This is a genomic window from Pseudoalteromonas sp. NS-SX12 (assembly GCF_057367955.1).
Genome location: NZ_CM170635.1, coordinates 659,060 through 676,159, shown reverse-complemented (window position 1 = coordinate 676,159; position 17,100 = coordinate 659,060). Strand labels below are relative to the sequence as shown.

Sequence of the window (17,100 nt, the reverse complement as noted above, 5' to 3'; positions counted from 1 at the left end):
TAGGCTGAAAGCTTGCACGAGCAAAACGTAATGCCCTTGCCCAAGGTGCAGCGATAGTGCACGCAGAAGTACAAGCTTAAGTAATATACCCAATAACCCTAATAACAAAGGCGTACACATAGGTTGTACGCCTTTTTAGTGTGAAGTTTACGTGTCGTTAAACAAGGAAACACGTTTTTAAACGAGAAAATCGCTACCAAGATAACTTGGTAGCGGGAGCAATTTCACTCGTTTAAATTGCTGACGAGTTTAGATTTGTTTCAGCAATGGTGAATTTGGAATGCCATAATCAAATATCCACGGTTGTTCAGTGGCTAATTGTGCCGGAAGCTTTGCTTTTATTTTATTGGCGTTTTCAATGTCGTTTTGTTTTAAGTAAACGTAACGTTTATAGACATTCGTTACTGTGTTATCGCCCACATTTGGATGAGACAGTGTAGCAAGCGCTTGTTCATATTTTGCTTGGTCGATGTAGGCACGCGCTAGAACCATAAGACTACCTTGATTAACATTCTGGCCAAGGTCTGCTTTAAGCGCCTCTATTTCTTGTTCTGCAAGTTGCGGTTGCCCTAGTTTGAGCAAGGTGTCTGCTTTAATATTACGAGTATAGTGTGGTGCGTTGTTACCATCTTTGTACCACAGCTCGTATGCAGAAAGTGCGCCTTGGTGATCGCCAACTTTGTGTAAAAGGTGGTTAACCAATGTTAGGCTAAGTAGCTTCATTTGCTTTTCTTCTACCTGCGATAAGACAGGGCGTTGCTCGTGCCATGCAACGATTGTGTTGGCAATTTTTTTAAGCTCAGCGGCATCTTCCGATTTTGCGTTTTTCGCTAGGTTTAGCAATTCTGCCATTTGCGTATTATATGATTCACTTGTTTCGTATTGCGCACTTTGTGATTCATTATTCGTTGAGGTTTTTTTCTCAACAATTTGAGCCGCTGCGATTGTAGTAAACGAAACAGCTGCTAACATCATTACGATATGTCTTTTCTTCATCACTTTTTCCTTGTTTAACATTTTTACTCGGAGCACGTTAAAGTGCTTGGTATGAGCCATATTTAATACTGGCGAGCAATAACTTGAACCTTTTGGAGCTCCGGTAAAAGCTTCAAGTGTCAAACTTGCCAGGTCATGTTGATAGCGTTGATTTAGCTGATTAAAGCAACGCTCATCACAACTCAGTTCTAGTTGCTGTCGTGCTTTCGCACCAAGCAACATACAGATGGGGTTCCACCAAAATAAATTCTCGGTAAGGCATATAAACCAAATCCAATAAATATCTCGCTGTTTAATATGTGTCGCTTCATGTAATAAAACAGAGTCGAGTTCACTACGTGATACTAGGGTTTGGTCTAACCATATCACTGGCTTTAATATGCCTGTTGTTATGCCAGGGGTGCCTAAGTTCACGGTTTTAACTTGGTAGTTTTCCCCCTGTGAGTTCACTGCACAGTCACGTGCTTCTTTATTTAACTGTTTTACTAAAGCGAAATAGTGACGTACTTTATTTAAAAATAAGTAGATACCAATTGCGGTTACAGCGAGGCTAAGGTGCCACCAAGCAAGTGAATGATACCAAGGTGTTAGCTCACTCGTTACATCAGCCGAAATAGGTAAAGCACTATAGGTTAGTATGGGATCAGCCAAGTTAATCTCTGTTAAGAATAAAGTGCTGCTTGAAGATTGCGCATACATCGAAACTTCAGGTAAAAGATGCCAAGGCATAAACCAAGCAGCTAAAGCGATTACAGCGACATAAAACCCAATTCTTGCAGGGGCGTTTGTTAGGCCCTTAATAATCAATAGTGCCAACAGGCTAATGATGATATTTGTAAGAATATAATCCGTCATATTGACCTACCTTATTTGTGTGACTTTTTCTTTTTTAATAGTTCTTGTAGGTAATGTATATCGTCTTCATTTAGCTCTTCTTCTTTAATGAAGTGGGCAATTAAACTACGTGAGTTTCCACCAAAAAAACGTTGCATAAAGCTGGGAGTTTCTTGGCTTGAAAGGGTGCTTTGTTGCACCTTGCTTCGATACACAATGGCTCTGCCTTGTTTGTCTGCGCGCTCAACTGCACCTTTCTTTTCTAATCGGTCGATAATGGTTTTAACTGTGGTGTAAGCAACTTCTTTGTTTTGCGAAAGTAGCTGATGTAATTGCGCTGCCGTGCACGGTTCGTGCTGCCACATTAATTGCATTACATCGAGCTCAAAATCACTTAGTTTCATATTCTCACCTTATTACTACGTTTGTAGTTTTTATTTTCTACAAATGTAGTAGTAATAAAAAATGAAGTCAAACTATTTTTTGAGCAATTTTGCTTTTTATTATTGAAAGTAACTTTGCAGTATCTAAAACATGGCGGGGTTATTGATTGTTTTCGGTCGTTGCAATAAGTGCTGGGCGGTGTGTTTTAACACATAAAAAGTAAGCCCACGCAATGAGGATAATTTGTAATGGCGCACGAATAAGTAAATAAATTGGTCCCCATTGGTGGCCACCTAAACCAATGCTGTTTAAGGCCGCATAAATATTTGCCGGAAAAAACACAATAAAAATAACAATTGCAAGTTTTGCTGCCAGCTCACGGTACTTTGTAGTAAAAAGTGCAATGCCAACTGCAAATTCTAATAGTCCAGTGGCATAAACTAATTGTAAACGCAGGGGAACCCAAGGCGGCAACATTTCAATCATACCGTGTGTTTTTACAATATGACCAATTGCAAAGAAAACGAAAGTGATGCCCAACCCAATAGACGCATATTGTTTAATGTTTATTGCTTGTTGCGTTACTTGCCCTTTAATAAACCCAAACAGTAATGGGCTTATTAGCAAGATAAGAATTATTACCGGTGTGATCACGTTCCCTCGCAAATTGCTTTATTTGTTATGTGTGGTGTTAATAAGCGTAAAAACCACATCCTTGTATCCACTATAACTCACTGACATTACAAAACTTATACAAACTAATGTGGTTTGGTAAAAAAGCTTAACGGAATATTACTTATTGCTAACCACAGTTAATGCTTGAATTTATTGTTTGGTTACGTAAAGGTAACGTAAGGCTTACGGAACAATAACGTCACGGAGATTGCGCTTGCTTGCTAGGTTAGTACTGAGCCAGTAAGGAAGCCCAAATATACAATTGAAAATAAACGCTGCGCATTTGAAGTCGCTCAGAGAATCTCGATGTTGGTCGCAACAAGCGCTGTCGGAATTCTCTGGCTTAAGTTTACGTACAATACAGAGAATTGAAGCAAAATCGGTTGCATCGAAAGAAAGCATTAAATGCTTGGCGGCGGTGTACGAGGTACCGGTGCAATCATTGTGTATTAGTGACTTATCAATAAGCGAGTCTTCAGCGGAAATAGATGACGAACAAGTACAAAAAAAAGGCGCACAGAGCAAATTACAGTTAAAGCGAATGTATATTCAATTTGCGTTTGTATTTGCCTGTCACATGTTTGGTTTTGTAGGCATTTTCTTCGCATATGACGAGCAACGAATTGATAGTGAAACGTTTCAAGTGTTGAAGAATAGCTTGTCAATTGTCTTGGTCTTTTCTGCCCTTTATTTTATGTTTCATGCATACAAGTTGAAGCGAAAATTAGGCATTGGTTCATCTGAAATTTAACCAAAGGAGCAAGTAAGAGCTTGCTAAGGATGAAAGATGAAAAGACTATCAGTAGAATTTAATGTGTTAGCGATGGCGTGCGGGCTGTATTTAGTTGTGAGCATCGCATGTTCGATTTTATTAACCTTGGTTTGGCAACTCAATTTGGACGTTACTAATCAAAACTATCAAGCGTTGGCACAACAGGCAGAACAATCGCCGTTTATAATTATTGGAAGTGCGATAATAGGCGTCTTTACAACTATGATAACCGCCGCATTTATTACTTTTCGCGCTAAAAGACATGTTTTACAGATCGTATACTTTACCGGATTGTTAATCTTGTATGGCGTTTTAAGTATTGTATTGCACCCTGAAGCGTCCATGTTGATTAACGTATTGAAAGTATTGTCTCCTGCTCCGTTATGTTATTTCGGTTATTTAATCGCAACGCAATACCAACAGAAGAAGCAAATGCCGAGTCTTGCAGTTGAGTAATCTGTTAACGCTCAAAACCTTTGGGTAGCACTTCACTTCGCAAAGTGAGCAAAACGCACTATTAAAAAGTCCACCGAGCATCATATGTTTGATGCTCAAATTAATTTGTCTAATACAGGGAAACTTGACCGTGGGCTTTAATGTTTGTTTTGTACCCATTTACCCTTGTGCACAACCGCTGCGACGGGGGTATCTTTGATTGTCATCGGATCTACTGTAAATGGATTCTCTTTTAGTATTGTAAAATTGGCGATTTTCCCTACTTTGATAGAACCAATTTTATTTTCGAGATTAAGCGTACGAGCCGCATCTATAGTAATGCCTTTCATTGCGGTATAAACATCTAAGCGCTGGTCTTGAGAAAAAGCACTGTTTTCGCTGGTAACACGATTGATTGCTGTCCATGCCAAGGTTAGGGGCTCTGCAGGAGCCATCGCAAAATCGGAGTGGAACGATACCGGAATATTTCGTTTAGTGAGCTCTTTTACACGCACCAGATTCTCGGCGCGTTGTGGTCCTAATCCGTTCTCTGAGTATTTATCGGCCAGCGCCCACAGGTAAAATGGATTTACAGATGCTTCAATATTGAGTGAATTTATTTGTTCTGCGATGTTGGCATCAAAATAGCCCATATGGTGTAGTGTAAAACGATGATTTTCGCGCGGATGTGTTTTTTGGTCTGCTTTGTTAAAGTCGACAACTTGTTGTATTCCTTTGTCGCCGTTGGCATGTACATGGATTTTGTAACCTTTACGCCAATAAAAGCTGAGTTGTTGTTGAAAAAGTTCTAGTGGTGTCATCCATTCGCCGTGAAATTGCTTGCTAAGGTAAGGTTCGTTCATTTGCATCGCAAGTGAATAAATAGCGCCGTCGGCAAATAACTTTACTTGTTGAGGTAAAAAGAAAATATTATCGGTATTGTATTTTTCTGCTAAGCCTTGCATCTGTTTTTCGGCTTTTTTATTGCTATTCCCAGCCATACCGTACAATTGAGTACCGTTCGGGATCAGGTAAATATCATAGGGTGGCTGCTTATTCATTTCATTTTTTAAAAATGCGTACTCCATTTTAAAGTCTGAACTTGGAAAGCCTGGCTCTGCGATTGTTGTGATGCCATTTTGTAGCATCAGCTCCGTCATCATCGCGAGGCCTTTTTGCCAGTTTACTTGCGGGTTGCTTACAAAGTCATTTTCGGAGATATTAAACAACTTAATGGCTGCGTCATTTAGGTAAATTTCATGAAAGGAACGATGAATAATGCCTACCGGTTTGTTTTCGCCAGCATATTTGTTGAGCAATTCTCTACTAAGTTCACCATGCCAAAGCTGATGATAGCCCCAAATAAAGTGCATTTTGTTTTCTGGTGCGTTAGCGATTGACTGTTTGAGTTGTTGTTGAAATGCTTTAGGTGTCTTGGTCGCTTTGGAAATGCCGTTGGGCTTTTTCCATTGATGGGGAGCGATTGTATCGTTAGGAAGCATCAAGGCCGCAATTGAAGGGTGCAGATGGGGCTCTATAAATCCAGGCAACAATGTTTTGCCCGTTAGGTTTACCATACGTGCATGTGAGTATGCGTTTTCTGCCTTTTGTTTTGAACCTGCGTAAACTATTTTTCCTGCTTGCTCAACTACGGCATCAACATACATAGGGGAATCACCTTCCATTGTGATAATCTTCCCTCCGTAATAAAGCGATGCTTTCTGCTGTGCTAAGTGGCTGTTTTCTTGTGCAATCGCGCTAAATTGAAATAACGCTAATACAATTAACATGACGTATTTTGTGTTAATTCTCATGGATCCTTCCTTGTTGATTTACAGGTGTAAAAAGCTCACTTCAGCGTACTTTTGATGTTTAGTTCATCTTATTGTGTTGCTTAATTATTGTCATTGATTTTATTGTAAATCCTATGTTATTTGCATTCACAGTCAACGTTTAACTACGCCTATAAATTACGCTTTACTATTTAAAAATAAGCCAGCGTTGATCTGTGTTGTGTGACTAGGTTTTGCAAAGAGTCCGCTTACATAAGTTGCTGCTTGCTGTTGTATTAGTGATTGTACGTTCACAAGGGCTTCATCTAATTGTTTTTGTAGCTCAATGAGTTTCGTATTTTTTTCTGGGTCGTCATCATCTGAGGTGTTACGTAAGTTTTTTATTTGTTGCTGCAGCGACACAATGTGATTAATTTTATCTTGTGTTTCATTTGGCTTAGCAGCATCGTGTTGCTCTTCTGTTTTCGCCGGTTTTTCGTTTTGTGATTCACTCGCTTTGTCTTTTGCGTCAGCGGTGGCCGTATCGTTTTTTGATTGTGTTATGTCGTCCTTGTTGGTGTGAAGTAATGTGTTATATCCTGAATAGCCCGAGGAAAGGTTATTAATGTTCATAAACGTCCATAATTTGACATGTAAACAGGCAGTTAAGCAACTATTGTGCCTTTTATAAAAATGCTTTTGACGGATTATGCTTATTGCTATCTGGTAAGACCACTTGTAATCTATGAAGTATGAACATTTAATAAATGCATAATCCATGGCGAGCTTTGTTAAACAAGAAATTAAAATTAGTTGTGAAGATAATTATGTATTAGCCGCAACAGCTTATTTACCTGATAATGTAAAAGCAGCGGTTGTTATTGGGCCGGCTACTGGTATAAAACGTCAGTTCTATAATGCGTTTGCAGAATATTTAGCAGGCAATGACTTTGGCGTTTTAACGTATGATAATCGTGGTATCGGGCAATCAATTGATGGCGATATTGCGTCGCATACCGCGAGCTTACAATGTTGGGGGCAATTAGATAAACCTGCCGCCATTTCATGCTTACAGCAGTTATTTCCAAATACTTCGTACCATTTAGTTGGCCACAGCGCCGGGGGGCAGCTTATTGGCCTTGCCAAAAATGCGACCGAATTAAGTTCAATATTCAATTTTGCAAGCTCGTCAGGGCAACTGCGCAATATGAAACTGAAAGATCAGTTTAAATCACATTTCTTCATGAATATGTTTATTCCGTTTTCAAACATGGTATTTGGTTATACGAAATCCCAATGGTTTGGCATGGGAGAGCCATTGCCAAAACAGGTTGCGAAGCAATGGCAAACTTGGTGTAACGGAAGTGGATATGTAAAAACCGCATTTAATAAAACGGTTTTTACGCATTACTACAACGAACTTGCTATGCCAGCGTTATGGGTAAATGCCGCAGATGACTTTATTGCGACCGATGAGAATGTGCGCGATATGCTGTCAGTTTGCCCCAACTTAGTGGCAAACACACTGACGTTGTCGCCAGCCGATCATAATTTAAACGAAATTGGCCATATGAAGTTTTTTAGTCGTCGCGCCAATACATTGTGGCCAATTGCACTCGATTGGTTGAATTCACATGCTTAACAGTAATAATGCTGATTTACCATATTAAAAACAGGCCGTTATAAGGCCTGTTTTTATTTTGATAGCAACATATTGTAAGTCAGGGCGAAGCTGAACTGGCGGATTATTTTACTTTTTTGAATAGTTTTGTACTCAATACAGGTCTATCACCATACGATTTATGATTAGACGGTTGAGTACATAATTTATGAAAGAGAGCAGCAATAAAGTAATTGTTGGCGCATTGCTTGGCGTTTCCGGTTTATTAATGGCGATAAGCACCTTGCTGATTGGACAAGATGTAAGTTTACAGCGCGTGCTGGATTTTTATTTGCTCGATGGCGTGATGAGTTCGCACTATGCAAGTTTGCTAGCGGGTTTTGCATTTTTGGCTATGGCTATTCTTGCTATGTTGAGTATAAAAAAGCGTAAATACCAAGGTGATTTATCTGCTTTTTTACTCGTTATTAGCATAGTGCCGTTACTCACGTTACTGGACAGTAGTCGTTGGATTGCTGATTTAGGTGGTTTTCCGGCGATTGGTTCGGGGCAAGGGATCATTAAGTATGCTGCGTTGTTGGCACTTGCAATTCACTTTCTTTACGCCGAGAAAATGACACTTCGTCAACAGCACGTTTTACAGCTATTTCCTGTTGTATTAGTGCTGTTATGGATTGGTGGTATGAAGTTTACTTTGCTTGAAGCACAAGGCATTGAAGATCTGGTTCGCTCGTCGCCATTAATGAGTTGGATGTATTCAATTTGGTCTGTGCAGACCGCTTCAAATGTTATTGGGGTTTACGACCTTGTTGCACTTAGTGTATTAATTTTATCTCTGCAATTTAAGCGTTTATTGTTACCAGGTATTGCTATGGCTGGGGCAGTCATGCTTACCACTCAAACATTCCTGTTTACATGGCCTCCAGCGTTATCGGGCGAGACTTTACTCACATCGGGTGGGCAGTTTTTAATTAAAGACTTATGGTTTATCGCAAATCTCGTATTGTATTATTGTTTGAATAATCGTGATGAGAATACGCTTTAGCGATAACGTGATTCAAAATGGCATTAAGACCTCTTAATGCCATTTTACAGCTCGAAATAGTCGTTTTTATTCATTTGGCCATTTAGCGAAGTGTTCTAATAAATAATCGATCGCAAGGCGTGCACGCAGTGGCATAAATTGCTTGTTTTGATACACAATCCAACTTGTTGCGCCAGTAATACAAAAGGGCGCTAATATGGGCACCAACTTGTTTTGTTTAATTGACTCAGTAAAGGTGCTATCAGGCATATAGGCTATACCTAAACCCTGTTCACACGCATCAAGTACCACATTTGAATTGTTACTTTGCCAGTTGCCACTGACTTTAATGCTTTGCTTAATCCCATCAATGTTAAAGGTCCAGTGATCACTGTTTGCCAAAATGCAGCGATGACTTTTTAATTGATTCGGGTGATTTGGTGTTCCGTACTTGGCCAAATAGTCTGGACTTGCCACAAGCATCATAGAGCGGCTAATTAGTTTTCGCGCGATAAGGTTTGAATCATTTAATTCGCCATAGCGAATCGCAAAGTCTATGCCGTCTTCAATAAAATTAACCATGCGACTATTAAAGTCGATATCAATGGAAAGCTCAGGGTGATTTTTGGCAAACGTCATAAGCGCGGGAGCGACAAAGTTCTCAGCAAAGCCCCCTGCAGCACTGACTCTCAGTGTTCCGTTAAGTTGATACTGCTGCTGAGTAACTTGTTCATTAGCCTGTTGTAAACCATTTACTAGATATTTGCATTGTTGGTAATAAAACTCACCGTTTTCGGTCAAGCTGATTTGCCGCGTGGTGCGGGCAAGCAAACGCGAGCCTAAACGCTCTTCTAAGCGCGATACTTGTCGGCTAATGTGGCTGGTGGAGCAGCCTAACTTTTTAGCGGCAGCTGAAAAACCACCGCTTTCGGCAACGGCCACAAATTCAAATATACCTTCAAAACTGTCCATATAACGGCTCCATTATAACAACCTGCTTTGTTTTAACGTTTTTATGATAAAGCGCACGTTTGCGTTGATTGTTGCTAAATAGCAAAAGAGTTTAACTGATTTAGGTAATTATCATTAAATTAGAAACAATATAAAGTGGTTTTAACTTATTAAAACGCAATAAAGGTATTTATTATGAAAAAAGTACTTATTCCAGTAACAAATCACGCAACATTGGGTGAAACCGACCAAGCAAACGGCACATATGCGCCAGAGCTTACGCATGTTGTTCATGTATTGAACGACAACGGAATTGCGTTTGATATTGTATCAATTAATGGTGGTAAGGCACCGCTTTATGGCACAGATATCGAGGGCGATGATGTGAATAACCAAGTACTTGGTGATGCGTCATTCCAAACGCAGATCAACAATACGGTGCCTGTATCGCAAGTTAATATTGATAATTACGATGCAATTTTCTACCCAGGTGGCTTTGGTTTGCTGTCTGATTTAGCGAGCAATGAAGAAGTTGCGAGTATGGCGGCTAAACATTATGAAGCAGGTGGCATTATTGCTGCAGTATGTCACGGCCCTGCGGCATTGTTACCTATCACATTGAGTAACGGCGAACCATTAATTGCGAGCAAACAAGTAACAGGATTTACCCGTGAAGAAGAGATTGATTTTGGTACTATCAATGATATTCCGTTCCTACTTGAAGAAGCGTTAACACGTAAAGCTGCGCAATATAGCAAAGTTCAGCCTTGGGGCGAGTTTGTAATTGAAGATGAGCGTGTAATCACCGGGCAAAACCCAACGAGCGCACACGCTGTAGGTGAGTTTTTGGCAAAGCTATTGGCTGAGTAATCAGCCAACAGTCTGTTAAATAAGAAGGATTTAATATGAAACAAAATCGCACAGTAAACCGCCAAATTACCTTGGCGTCGCGCCCCCATGGCGCACCAACACCCGCGAATTTTAATTTAGTAGAAAACAGCCTGCCACTTGTGGGTGACAATGAAATGTTGCTGCGCACCATTTACTTATCGCTTGACCCATATATGCGTGGGCGAATGAGTGACGCAAAGTCTTATGCAGACCCCGTGGCGATTAACGAGGTTATGGTAGGCGGCAGTATTTGTCGCGTCGAAGAGTCCAATTTAAAAGGGTTTGAGAAAGGTGACTTGGTTGTCGCATTTGGTGGTTGGCAAGATTACAGCATTTCAAATGGCGAGGGCGTAATCAAACTTGATAGCGCAATGGCCAATCCATCTTATGGGTTAGGTGTACTGGGTATGCCAGGCTTAACCGCGTATATGGGGTTAATGGACATAGGTGCACCAAAGGCAGGGGAAACCTTAGTCGTTGCAGCAGCAACAGGGGCAGTAGGTAGTCTTGTTGGTCAAATTGGTAAGTTGCAAGGCTGCAAAGTGGTTGGTATCGCGGGCAGCCAAGAAAAATGTGATTACGCGGTAAACGAGTTAGGCTTTGATGCCTGTTTAAACCACAATGATGCAGATTTAGCTGAACAACTTGCAGCAGTGTGCGATTCGGGTATTGATATTTATTATGAAAATGTGGGCGGAAAAGTGTTTGATGCCGTACTGCCCCTTTTAAATACTAAAGCTCGTATTCCATTGTGTGGCTTAATTGCGCAATACAACGCGACTGATTTACCATCTGGCCCAGATCGCCTTGGTTTACTAATGGGCAATTTGCTTGTTAAGCGCATAAAAATGCAAGGCTTTATTGTATTTGACGACTACGGTCATCGCTATGGTGAATTTCAACAAGCCATGGTGCCATGGCTAGTATCAGGACAAATCAAATATAAAGAAGACAAAGTAGTCGGCCTTGAAAATGCAGTGTCAGCATTTATTGGCTTATTGCAAGGCGAAAACTTTGGCAAATTGGTTGTGCAAGTTGGCCCAGAACACTTGGATACAGAATAAACAGGAGTTGCTTATGATTAAAGTACATCATCTTAATCAATCACGCTCAACACGCGTATTGTGGTTACTTGAAGAATTGGGAATGCCATACCAAATTGAACACCATAAACGTGATGAGACAACGCGATTAGCCCCCGCTAGTTTGGGTGAAATTCATCCGCTAAATAAAGCGCCAATCATTGAACACGACGATGTCGTAATTTGCGAATCAAGCGCCATTATGGAGTACATTCTCGACCAAGATGACAAACAGCGTTTGCGCCCAGAAAAAGGTACAAAAAGTTATTACCAGTATCTTGAATGGTCGCATTTTGCCGAAGGCTCGTTAGGCTTGCCAATTATTGCGACCTTGCTAATGCGAATGGAAAAACGTGATGGCACTAACCCAATGGATGGCTATATTGCAAAAGAGATTAACCTAGATTTAGGTTATATTGATGCCGTACTTGCGACGCAAACCTATTTTGCTGGTAACGAGTTTACCGCCGCAGATATTATGATGACAATCACGTTAGAGTTTGCGGCTAATTTAAACTTGCTTGAAAACCGCGATAACATTACCCGCTATTTGGCAAATGTACACAGCCGAGATGCATATCAAAAAGCCCGTTCATTTGGCTAACGATTATCGATACAAAAACACGCGGCCATGATTTACACTAGTCGCGTTTTTTTATTGATAATAACGTTTATGATTAGCAGTCACTATGTTGCAAAAAGTCCTAAAGGGGATTTTTTAGACTTAACCATTGAAATAGGGTTACCTGAACCTGATCCAGAACCCGGTGGCGATTTTCGCTGTAAAGTAACAATCAACGCCTTCAAATTTGAAAAGTTTTCCTTCGGGGTTGATCAATTACAAGCTCACAGCCTAAGCATTAAATTACTTAATATGTTGCTGGTAGAAAAGCAAACGCAAGGTTGGCTATTCTATTTTCCTGATGATTTAGACCATGCGATGGATTTTGAAAATGGCTTTTTTTAGCCAGAACCAAAGCTTAAACCTTTTGATACAAAAAGCCTTGTTGCACTAATACGCGACAAGACTTTTACTTAACCAGAACTTGGGCTATTTATTTAGACGCGGCGTTATACATCAAATAGGTGTAACCCAATGAGTGAACTTTGTTTAGTAAGCCACACCAATTCGCTGATTCAGGTATTTTGCTTTTTCTAGCTCATCAACAAACGCAACGGCATAGTCAGCGACAGAAATACGGCTCTGGCCTTGTTCGTCAACTAATAGTTGGTCGTCTGTCACGCGATAATTTTGCTGTTTATCGCCAGGGAATATTTCAGCGGCAGGGCATATAAATGTCCAGTTTAATGGGCTTTGTGTTTGCTGAAATACCGTTAATGCCTCGCCTTGAGCAATCGCTTCATCTTTGTATTCTGCGGGAAACTCAGGCGTATCAACCAGTTTTACATTTGGTGCAACGGTTAATGAACCTGCACCGCCCACCCAAACCAGTCGCTCAATCGCGGTATGTGGCAATTCGCTCAGTAATCGCCTTGCGGTGTCTGCCACTATGTTGTGATTTCCCAACGCACGGCCACCTATGGCTGCAACAAATACGCTTTCGTCCGTAATTACATCTGAAAGGGAGCTGTTATCGGTTAAGTCGAATGGTTTAACGTTAACATCGGTCACGTCATAGTTTTTGGGGTTTCGTACCAGTGCAGTAACTTGGTGTCCTCTTGATTTTGCTTCTGCAACAATATGGCTACCAATCCAACCTGATGCACCTAAAACAACGAGTTTCATATTATTTCCTCACAATGTGTTTGATTTCGTTGTGTCTAGATTAGAAGAAAACTATCATGAAATAATCAGGTTAAATTGAAATAGATTGTATCAATTAAAGTTACTAATTATGGATCGTATCAATGCAATTAAAAGCTTTGTTGAAGTTGCACACTTGGCAAGCTTTACTAAAGCAGCTGAGCGCCTGGAACTCAGTCGCTTGCAAGTGTCGCGTCATGTTCAAGAGCTGGAACAATGGTTAGAACAGCGTTTACTGCACAGAACAACCCGTAAAGTAAGTTTGACTCAACAAGGCGAGCGCGCATTAATCCGTTTTGAGAGAATATTGAATGAAACCAGTGCGCTGGTGGCTGAAAGTATTGCAAATAAAACAGAGTTGTCAGGAACCGTTCGAATTTCGAGTCCAATTGGTTTTGCACAAACTATGTTAGTAGATGCAGTTAGCCAGTTTATTGCACAACACCCGCGAGTTAAGGTCGATATTCACGCCAGCGATAGCTTTTCAAATCTAGTCGAACAGCGTATTGATATTGCGCTTAGGTATACAAATACACCAGATGAAAGTTTGATTGCACGACCACTTCTGAAAATTGGCGCATGTGTTTGTGCTTCGCCAAGTTATTTGGCTAAAAATGGTGCGCTTTTAACACCGGATGAATTAACAGATCACCCTTGTTTGGTGCATTTAAATCACAACCAATGGCGCTTTTTTAATGACAATACACGTGTTGAAGTGAAGGTGTCTGGGCCACTCGTGTGTAATGATGTAACCACGATTGTGCACGCGGCGATAAATAGTGCCGGAATAGCATGGTTGCCGTTTGATATTGCTCGCAGTTACATACAGCAACAACAGCTTGTGCCTATTTTAACTGAGTATTCACTTGAAGCGAGTCAGTTGTGGGCCGTGTATCTATCACGAAGTTATCAATCTCCGCTTGTACGCGCATTTATCGATTTTGTATCGGATTCTTGGCAGCAGGATATTTTGCCAAACAAGTAGGGATCTGAATGTTCAGATCCCTTGGGTATGAAAATGGTTATGATCTCAGGTTTGGCTAAATTAATTTACGTTAGCCGTATATGTGTTAACTTCACCCGAGACCACAGTTTTAGAAGCGGTAGTTAAAGCGCAATTGGGCATTACGCTCTTTGCCAGGCATACCACCTAAGAACATGGCTTTTTCGTAATATACTTTGTCGAATAAGTTATTTAACTTAAGTTGTACACCCCAATTCTCAGCTTGGTAAGCAATACCCGCGTCAAACACGGTATAACTTGGTACATAACCGTCAGGAATACCAAAGTATTTTGAATTTGTACTGCGCTCATCAACATAGATGCCGCCTAGGCTGAATTCAATCGGGCTTTCATTGGTAAAGACATAACTTGAATGAGTTAACCAAGCACCCGCGGTAACATACGGCACACCTTTTTGTCGCTCATCATCGTTATTACGGGCATCTTGATACACCGCATTGATATTTAGTTTCCACTGCTCATTTAAATAAGCGTTTAAATCAAGTTCTATACCGTTTGTTTCTTCTTTACCATCATAGAAGTAGCGAGGTACATCCGGTGCTGAAACACCTTTGTCAAAATCTGGGTTGCTGTAGCGTAAATTAGTGCGGCTAGATTCAAATACCACTAATGATGCGACCAGTTGATCATCGAGTGCTTTGTAACGCACACCAATATCATTACTGATTGATTCCGAATCTTCACGGTCACTTTCGTTGCCGTAGATAGTGCCAAGCACACTGTAGGCGGTTCTGCCTTTAGCGTGGTTTACAAATATCGACAAGTCGTCATTTACAAGGTAGGTTGCACCTAAATTGTAAGTGATACCACTATCAGAGGTATCTTGCTCTGGTGTTGCCTCTGCAGCACTTGCGCGGTAACGCGCATCTACACCAAAGTGCTCATAACGCTGAGTAATTTCGTTAAACGCCACACCAATACGCGTGGTTAACCCAAAGTCAAAATAACCTACATGTTGAATACCTAAACCCCAAGCACTGACTTCCTTGTTGTAGTTAGCGGTTTTAAGCGGATCATAATCTTCGAAGCTACCAACCCCCCAATTAGGTGTACGAATATCTAATAAATATGGTAGTTGTCCACGATACGTAATATTGCCATCTTCGTCTTTAAATACCTGATCAGCATCATAGATTGAATATTGCTGAAAGCGAATGTCGCGATCTTCATAATTCGCATTAACTAATAATTCGTTGTCGATATCACCAATTGAAAAATCGTAACGTAAATCAGCAAAATATTGTAACGATTGCTCATTTGCAGTTACTTTTCGGTACTCTTGGCGTCTTGCAGCAAATGGGAAAAGCTCGCCGTCAACGACTAGTGGAGCGCGCGGATCGGCATTTATAGTGCCGCGGCGGTTCCAATACACATAGTTATAGGCACCCGTTTGGCGAACAAACCCTGAATCATAGTCGCGGTATTGTAATTGCTGGTTAAAGTAGAGGTTATCAGTGAAGTTAATATTGTGTGTTAGCTTTACACGAAACTCTTCACCTTCATTGTCTTTTGCCATTGGAGAAATGATGCCGTTATGACCAAAGGTGTAAGGCGTTAGGCCATCATTGGCAGCAAGTGACTCTGCTAATTGTTGTCTTTGTGCATCGCTAAGCTGAATACCAACCCCGTTAGGGTCGTTTACTAAGTCAGTCCAGCTTACGTCGCCCGCGCCTTTACCGCCGACCGATTCGGCATTATAAATACGAATAGGGTGACCGATTGAATCAACTGCAATGCCATCTTTAATATAGGCAGTCGAAAGCATTATATCGTGGCTGTCGCTAAATACGTATTTGAAGCTGAGGTAGGCTTCGTCGCGGTCGCTGTTTAAATCGCGATAACCATCGCTGCGCGCTGATTTAACCAAAACACGGTAAGCGAGGTCGTCGGTGATTGCTGCCGTTGAATCAAGTTCAAGCGCATAGGTATTCCACTGGCCTAAATCGGCAGTCATGGTGTGAGAGGCTTCAAACTCTGGTTTTTTCTCAATTAGGTTAATAACACCGCCAGCGCTGCCCATACCGTATAAACCGGTTGCAGGGCCTTTTAGTACTTCGATTGACTCAACATTGGTCATTGAACGGGTAGGGTTAAAGGTGTTGCCAAGGCCTGCGCCACCATACATGCCGTCGTATGTGTAGTTAGCACCAAGGCCACGGATCACTAAATTGTCGCCAATGCCATAGTTGTTACCAGCTTGGGTTACACCACTGATGTTTCTGATAGCATCTTGTAAATTATCGATAAGTTGCGAGTTAAGTAATTCACTGTCAACCACTACTACGGCTGCTGGGGTTTCCATTAACGACATATTCGATTTAGTAGCAAGACCCGAGTTTAGTACCACTTTATTTTGGCGGCCATAAACACTGACAACTTCAATATCGTCGTTGTTTTTAGCTATTGCTTGGTTATTAGCAAAAGCCATTGAAGTTGGTAAAAGTGCTGCACATGACAGTGCAATAAGCGAGAGATTAAATGATTTCATTGTTTAGATAATTGTATTTATAACTAAGGTGCAAATGATAACTGTAATCATTTTCTATATTCAATCAGGCAATGTGACATTTAACATTAATAAAAGTTACAGTTAACGTTATTAACAAATTAGCGCTATTTATGAGCTGTATAAGCCGATGAGACGATGTTTTGGATAAGTGCAGTTATATCCACGCCCACTTAATGCGAACTATACAAATAATAAACACGTGTATTTTTCTGAAAAAGAATGAATGGCGTTATACCAAAGATTCATCGGTTGCGGAGTCAGATGATGCGGTTTGGATTGATAACATTAAATTTGTGGGTCAAACAAATTAGGGTGTAATTTAAACCGTTATATAACACTAAAAGCCGCAATTAGTTGCGGCTTTT

Annotated in this window: 17 protein-coding genes; 9 read left to right on the top strand and 8 right to left on the bottom strand. The window is 40.8% G+C overall.

The genetic code is table 11. The features are described 5' to 3' along the window. Positions 1 to 249 precede the first annotated feature (249 nt). From AC2IOM_RS17215 to AC2IOM_RS17205, 3 genes are all read right to left on the bottom strand, one after another. Entirely contained in the window at positions 250 to 1,851 is a 1,602-nt protein-coding gene (locus tag AC2IOM_RS17215; protein ID WP_486360586.1) for a M56 family metallopeptidase, read from the bottom strand. Positions 1,852 to 1,862: 11 nt separating this feature from the next. Then, complete coding sequence (locus tag AC2IOM_RS17210) at positions 1,863 to 2,234, bottom strand: BlaI/MecI/CopY family transcriptional regulator (RefSeq protein ID WP_054979629.1); 372 nt, start codon at positions 2,232 to 2,234, stop codon at positions 1,863 to 1,865. Positions 2,235 to 2,373: 139 nt separating this feature from the next. Next, on the bottom strand, positions 2,374 to 2,868 hold the full coding sequence (locus tag AC2IOM_RS17205; RefSeq protein WP_486360585.1) for a DoxX family protein: 495 nt from the start codon (positions 2,866 to 2,868) through the stop codon (positions 2,374 to 2,376). Positions 2,869 to 3,151: 283 nt separating this feature from the next. On the opposite strand from AC2IOM_RS17205, the gene AC2IOM_RS17200 reads away from it, so the two are divergent. Both AC2IOM_RS17200 and AC2IOM_RS17195 read left to right on the top strand, forming a co-directional pair. After that, the gene (locus AC2IOM_RS17200) at positions 3,152 to 3,640 is read left to right on the top strand and encodes a helix-turn-helix domain-containing protein (protein ID WP_486360584.1); all 489 of its coding nucleotides are present in this window, start codon (positions 3,152 to 3,154) and stop codon (positions 3,638 to 3,640) included. A 36-nt stretch (positions 3,641 to 3,676) separates the two neighbouring features. After that, the gene (locus AC2IOM_RS17195; protein ID WP_486360583.1) at positions 3,677 to 4,117 is read left to right on the top strand and encodes a hypothetical protein; all 441 of its coding nucleotides are present in this window, start codon (positions 3,677 to 3,679) and stop codon (positions 4,115 to 4,117) included. Positions 4,118 to 4,254: 137 nt separating this feature from the next. Here AC2IOM_RS17195 and AC2IOM_RS17190 read toward each other — a convergent pair whose 3' ends face one another. Then, on the bottom strand, positions 4,255 to 5,910 hold the full coding sequence (locus AC2IOM_RS17190) for an amidohydrolase (protein ID WP_486360582.1): 1,656 nt from the start codon (positions 5,908 to 5,910) through the stop codon (positions 4,255 to 4,257). A 156-nt stretch (positions 5,911 to 6,066) separates the two neighbouring features. Then, a complete protein-coding gene (locus tag AC2IOM_RS17185) occupies positions 6,067 to 6,501 on the bottom strand; it encodes a hypothetical protein (protein WP_486360581.1) in 435 nt (144 codons plus the stop codon). Between the two features lie 145 nt (positions 6,502 to 6,646). On the opposite strand from AC2IOM_RS17185, the gene AC2IOM_RS17180 reads away from it, so the two are divergent. Together AC2IOM_RS17180 and AC2IOM_RS17175 are read left to right on the top strand one after the other, a co-directional pair. After that, positions 6,647 to 7,510: an alpha/beta hydrolase family protein gene (locus AC2IOM_RS17180; protein ID WP_486360580.1), complete on the top strand. Its 864-nt coding sequence runs from the start codon at positions 6,647 to 6,649 to the stop codon at positions 7,508 to 7,510. 187 nt (positions 7,511 to 7,697) lie between these two features. After that, on the top strand, positions 7,698 to 8,534 hold the full coding sequence (locus AC2IOM_RS17175; RefSeq protein WP_486360579.1) for a DUF417 family protein: 837 nt from the start codon (positions 7,698 to 7,700) through the stop codon (positions 8,532 to 8,534). A gap of 66 nt (positions 8,535 to 8,600) precedes the next feature. On the opposite strand, the gene AC2IOM_RS17170 is transcribed toward AC2IOM_RS17175, so the two are convergent. Next, the gene (locus AC2IOM_RS17170; protein WP_486360578.1) at positions 8,601 to 9,485 is read right to left on the bottom strand and encodes a LysR family transcriptional regulator; all 885 of its coding nucleotides are present in this window, start codon (positions 9,483 to 9,485) and stop codon (positions 8,601 to 8,603) included. Positions 9,486 to 9,659: 174 nt separating this feature from the next. Between AC2IOM_RS17170 and AC2IOM_RS17165 the strand changes: the two genes are divergently transcribed. The 4 genes from AC2IOM_RS17165 to AC2IOM_RS17150 all read left to right on the top strand — a co-directional run bounded on the left by AC2IOM_RS17165 (position 9,660) and on the right by AC2IOM_RS17150 (position 12,404). Then, positions 9,660 to 10,334, top strand: coding sequence for a type 1 glutamine amidotransferase domain-containing protein (locus tag AC2IOM_RS17165; RefSeq protein ID WP_486360577.1), 675 nt, complete (start codon positions 9,660 to 9,662; stop codon positions 10,332 to 10,334). A 35-nt stretch (positions 10,335 to 10,369) separates the two neighbouring features. After that, entirely contained in the window at positions 10,370 to 11,419 is a 1,050-nt protein-coding gene (locus AC2IOM_RS17160; protein ID WP_486360576.1) for an NADP-dependent oxidoreductase, read from the top strand. Positions 11,420 to 11,432: 13 nt separating this feature from the next. Beyond that, positions 11,433 to 12,041 carry a glutathione S-transferase family protein gene (locus AC2IOM_RS17155; RefSeq protein WP_486360575.1) on the top strand — a complete coding sequence of 203 codons (609 nt, stop codon included), beginning with the start codon at positions 11,433 to 11,435 and terminating at the stop codon, positions 12,039 to 12,041. A gap of 69 nt (positions 12,042 to 12,110) precedes the next feature. Then, positions 12,111 to 12,404, top strand: a complete 294-nt coding sequence (locus AC2IOM_RS17150; protein ID WP_105172607.1) for a hypothetical protein — start codon at positions 12,111 to 12,113, stop codon at positions 12,402 to 12,404. A 144-nt stretch (positions 12,405 to 12,548) separates the two neighbouring features. On the opposite strand, the gene AC2IOM_RS17145 is transcribed toward AC2IOM_RS17150, so the two are convergent. Then, the gene (locus tag AC2IOM_RS17145) at positions 12,549 to 13,184 is read right to left on the bottom strand and encodes an NAD(P)-dependent oxidoreductase (RefSeq protein WP_486360574.1); all 636 of its coding nucleotides are present in this window, start codon (positions 13,182 to 13,184) and stop codon (positions 12,549 to 12,551) included. Positions 13,185 to 13,293: 109 nt separating this feature from the next. Here AC2IOM_RS17145 and AC2IOM_RS17140 point away from each other — a divergent pair, with 109 nt between their 5' ends. Continuing rightward, the gene (locus AC2IOM_RS17140) at positions 13,294 to 14,187 is read left to right on the top strand and encodes a LysR family transcriptional regulator (RefSeq protein WP_486360573.1); all 894 of its coding nucleotides are present in this window, start codon (positions 13,294 to 13,296) and stop codon (positions 14,185 to 14,187) included. Between the two features lie 109 nt (positions 14,188 to 14,296). Here the strand turns inward: AC2IOM_RS17140 and AC2IOM_RS17135 are convergent, their stop codons facing one another. Further along, on the bottom strand, positions 14,297 to 16,714 hold the full coding sequence (locus tag AC2IOM_RS17135) for a TonB-dependent receptor (RefSeq protein ID WP_486360572.1): 2,418 nt from the start codon (positions 16,712 to 16,714) through the stop codon (positions 14,297 to 14,299). Positions 16,715 to 17,100 lie beyond the last annotated feature (386 nt).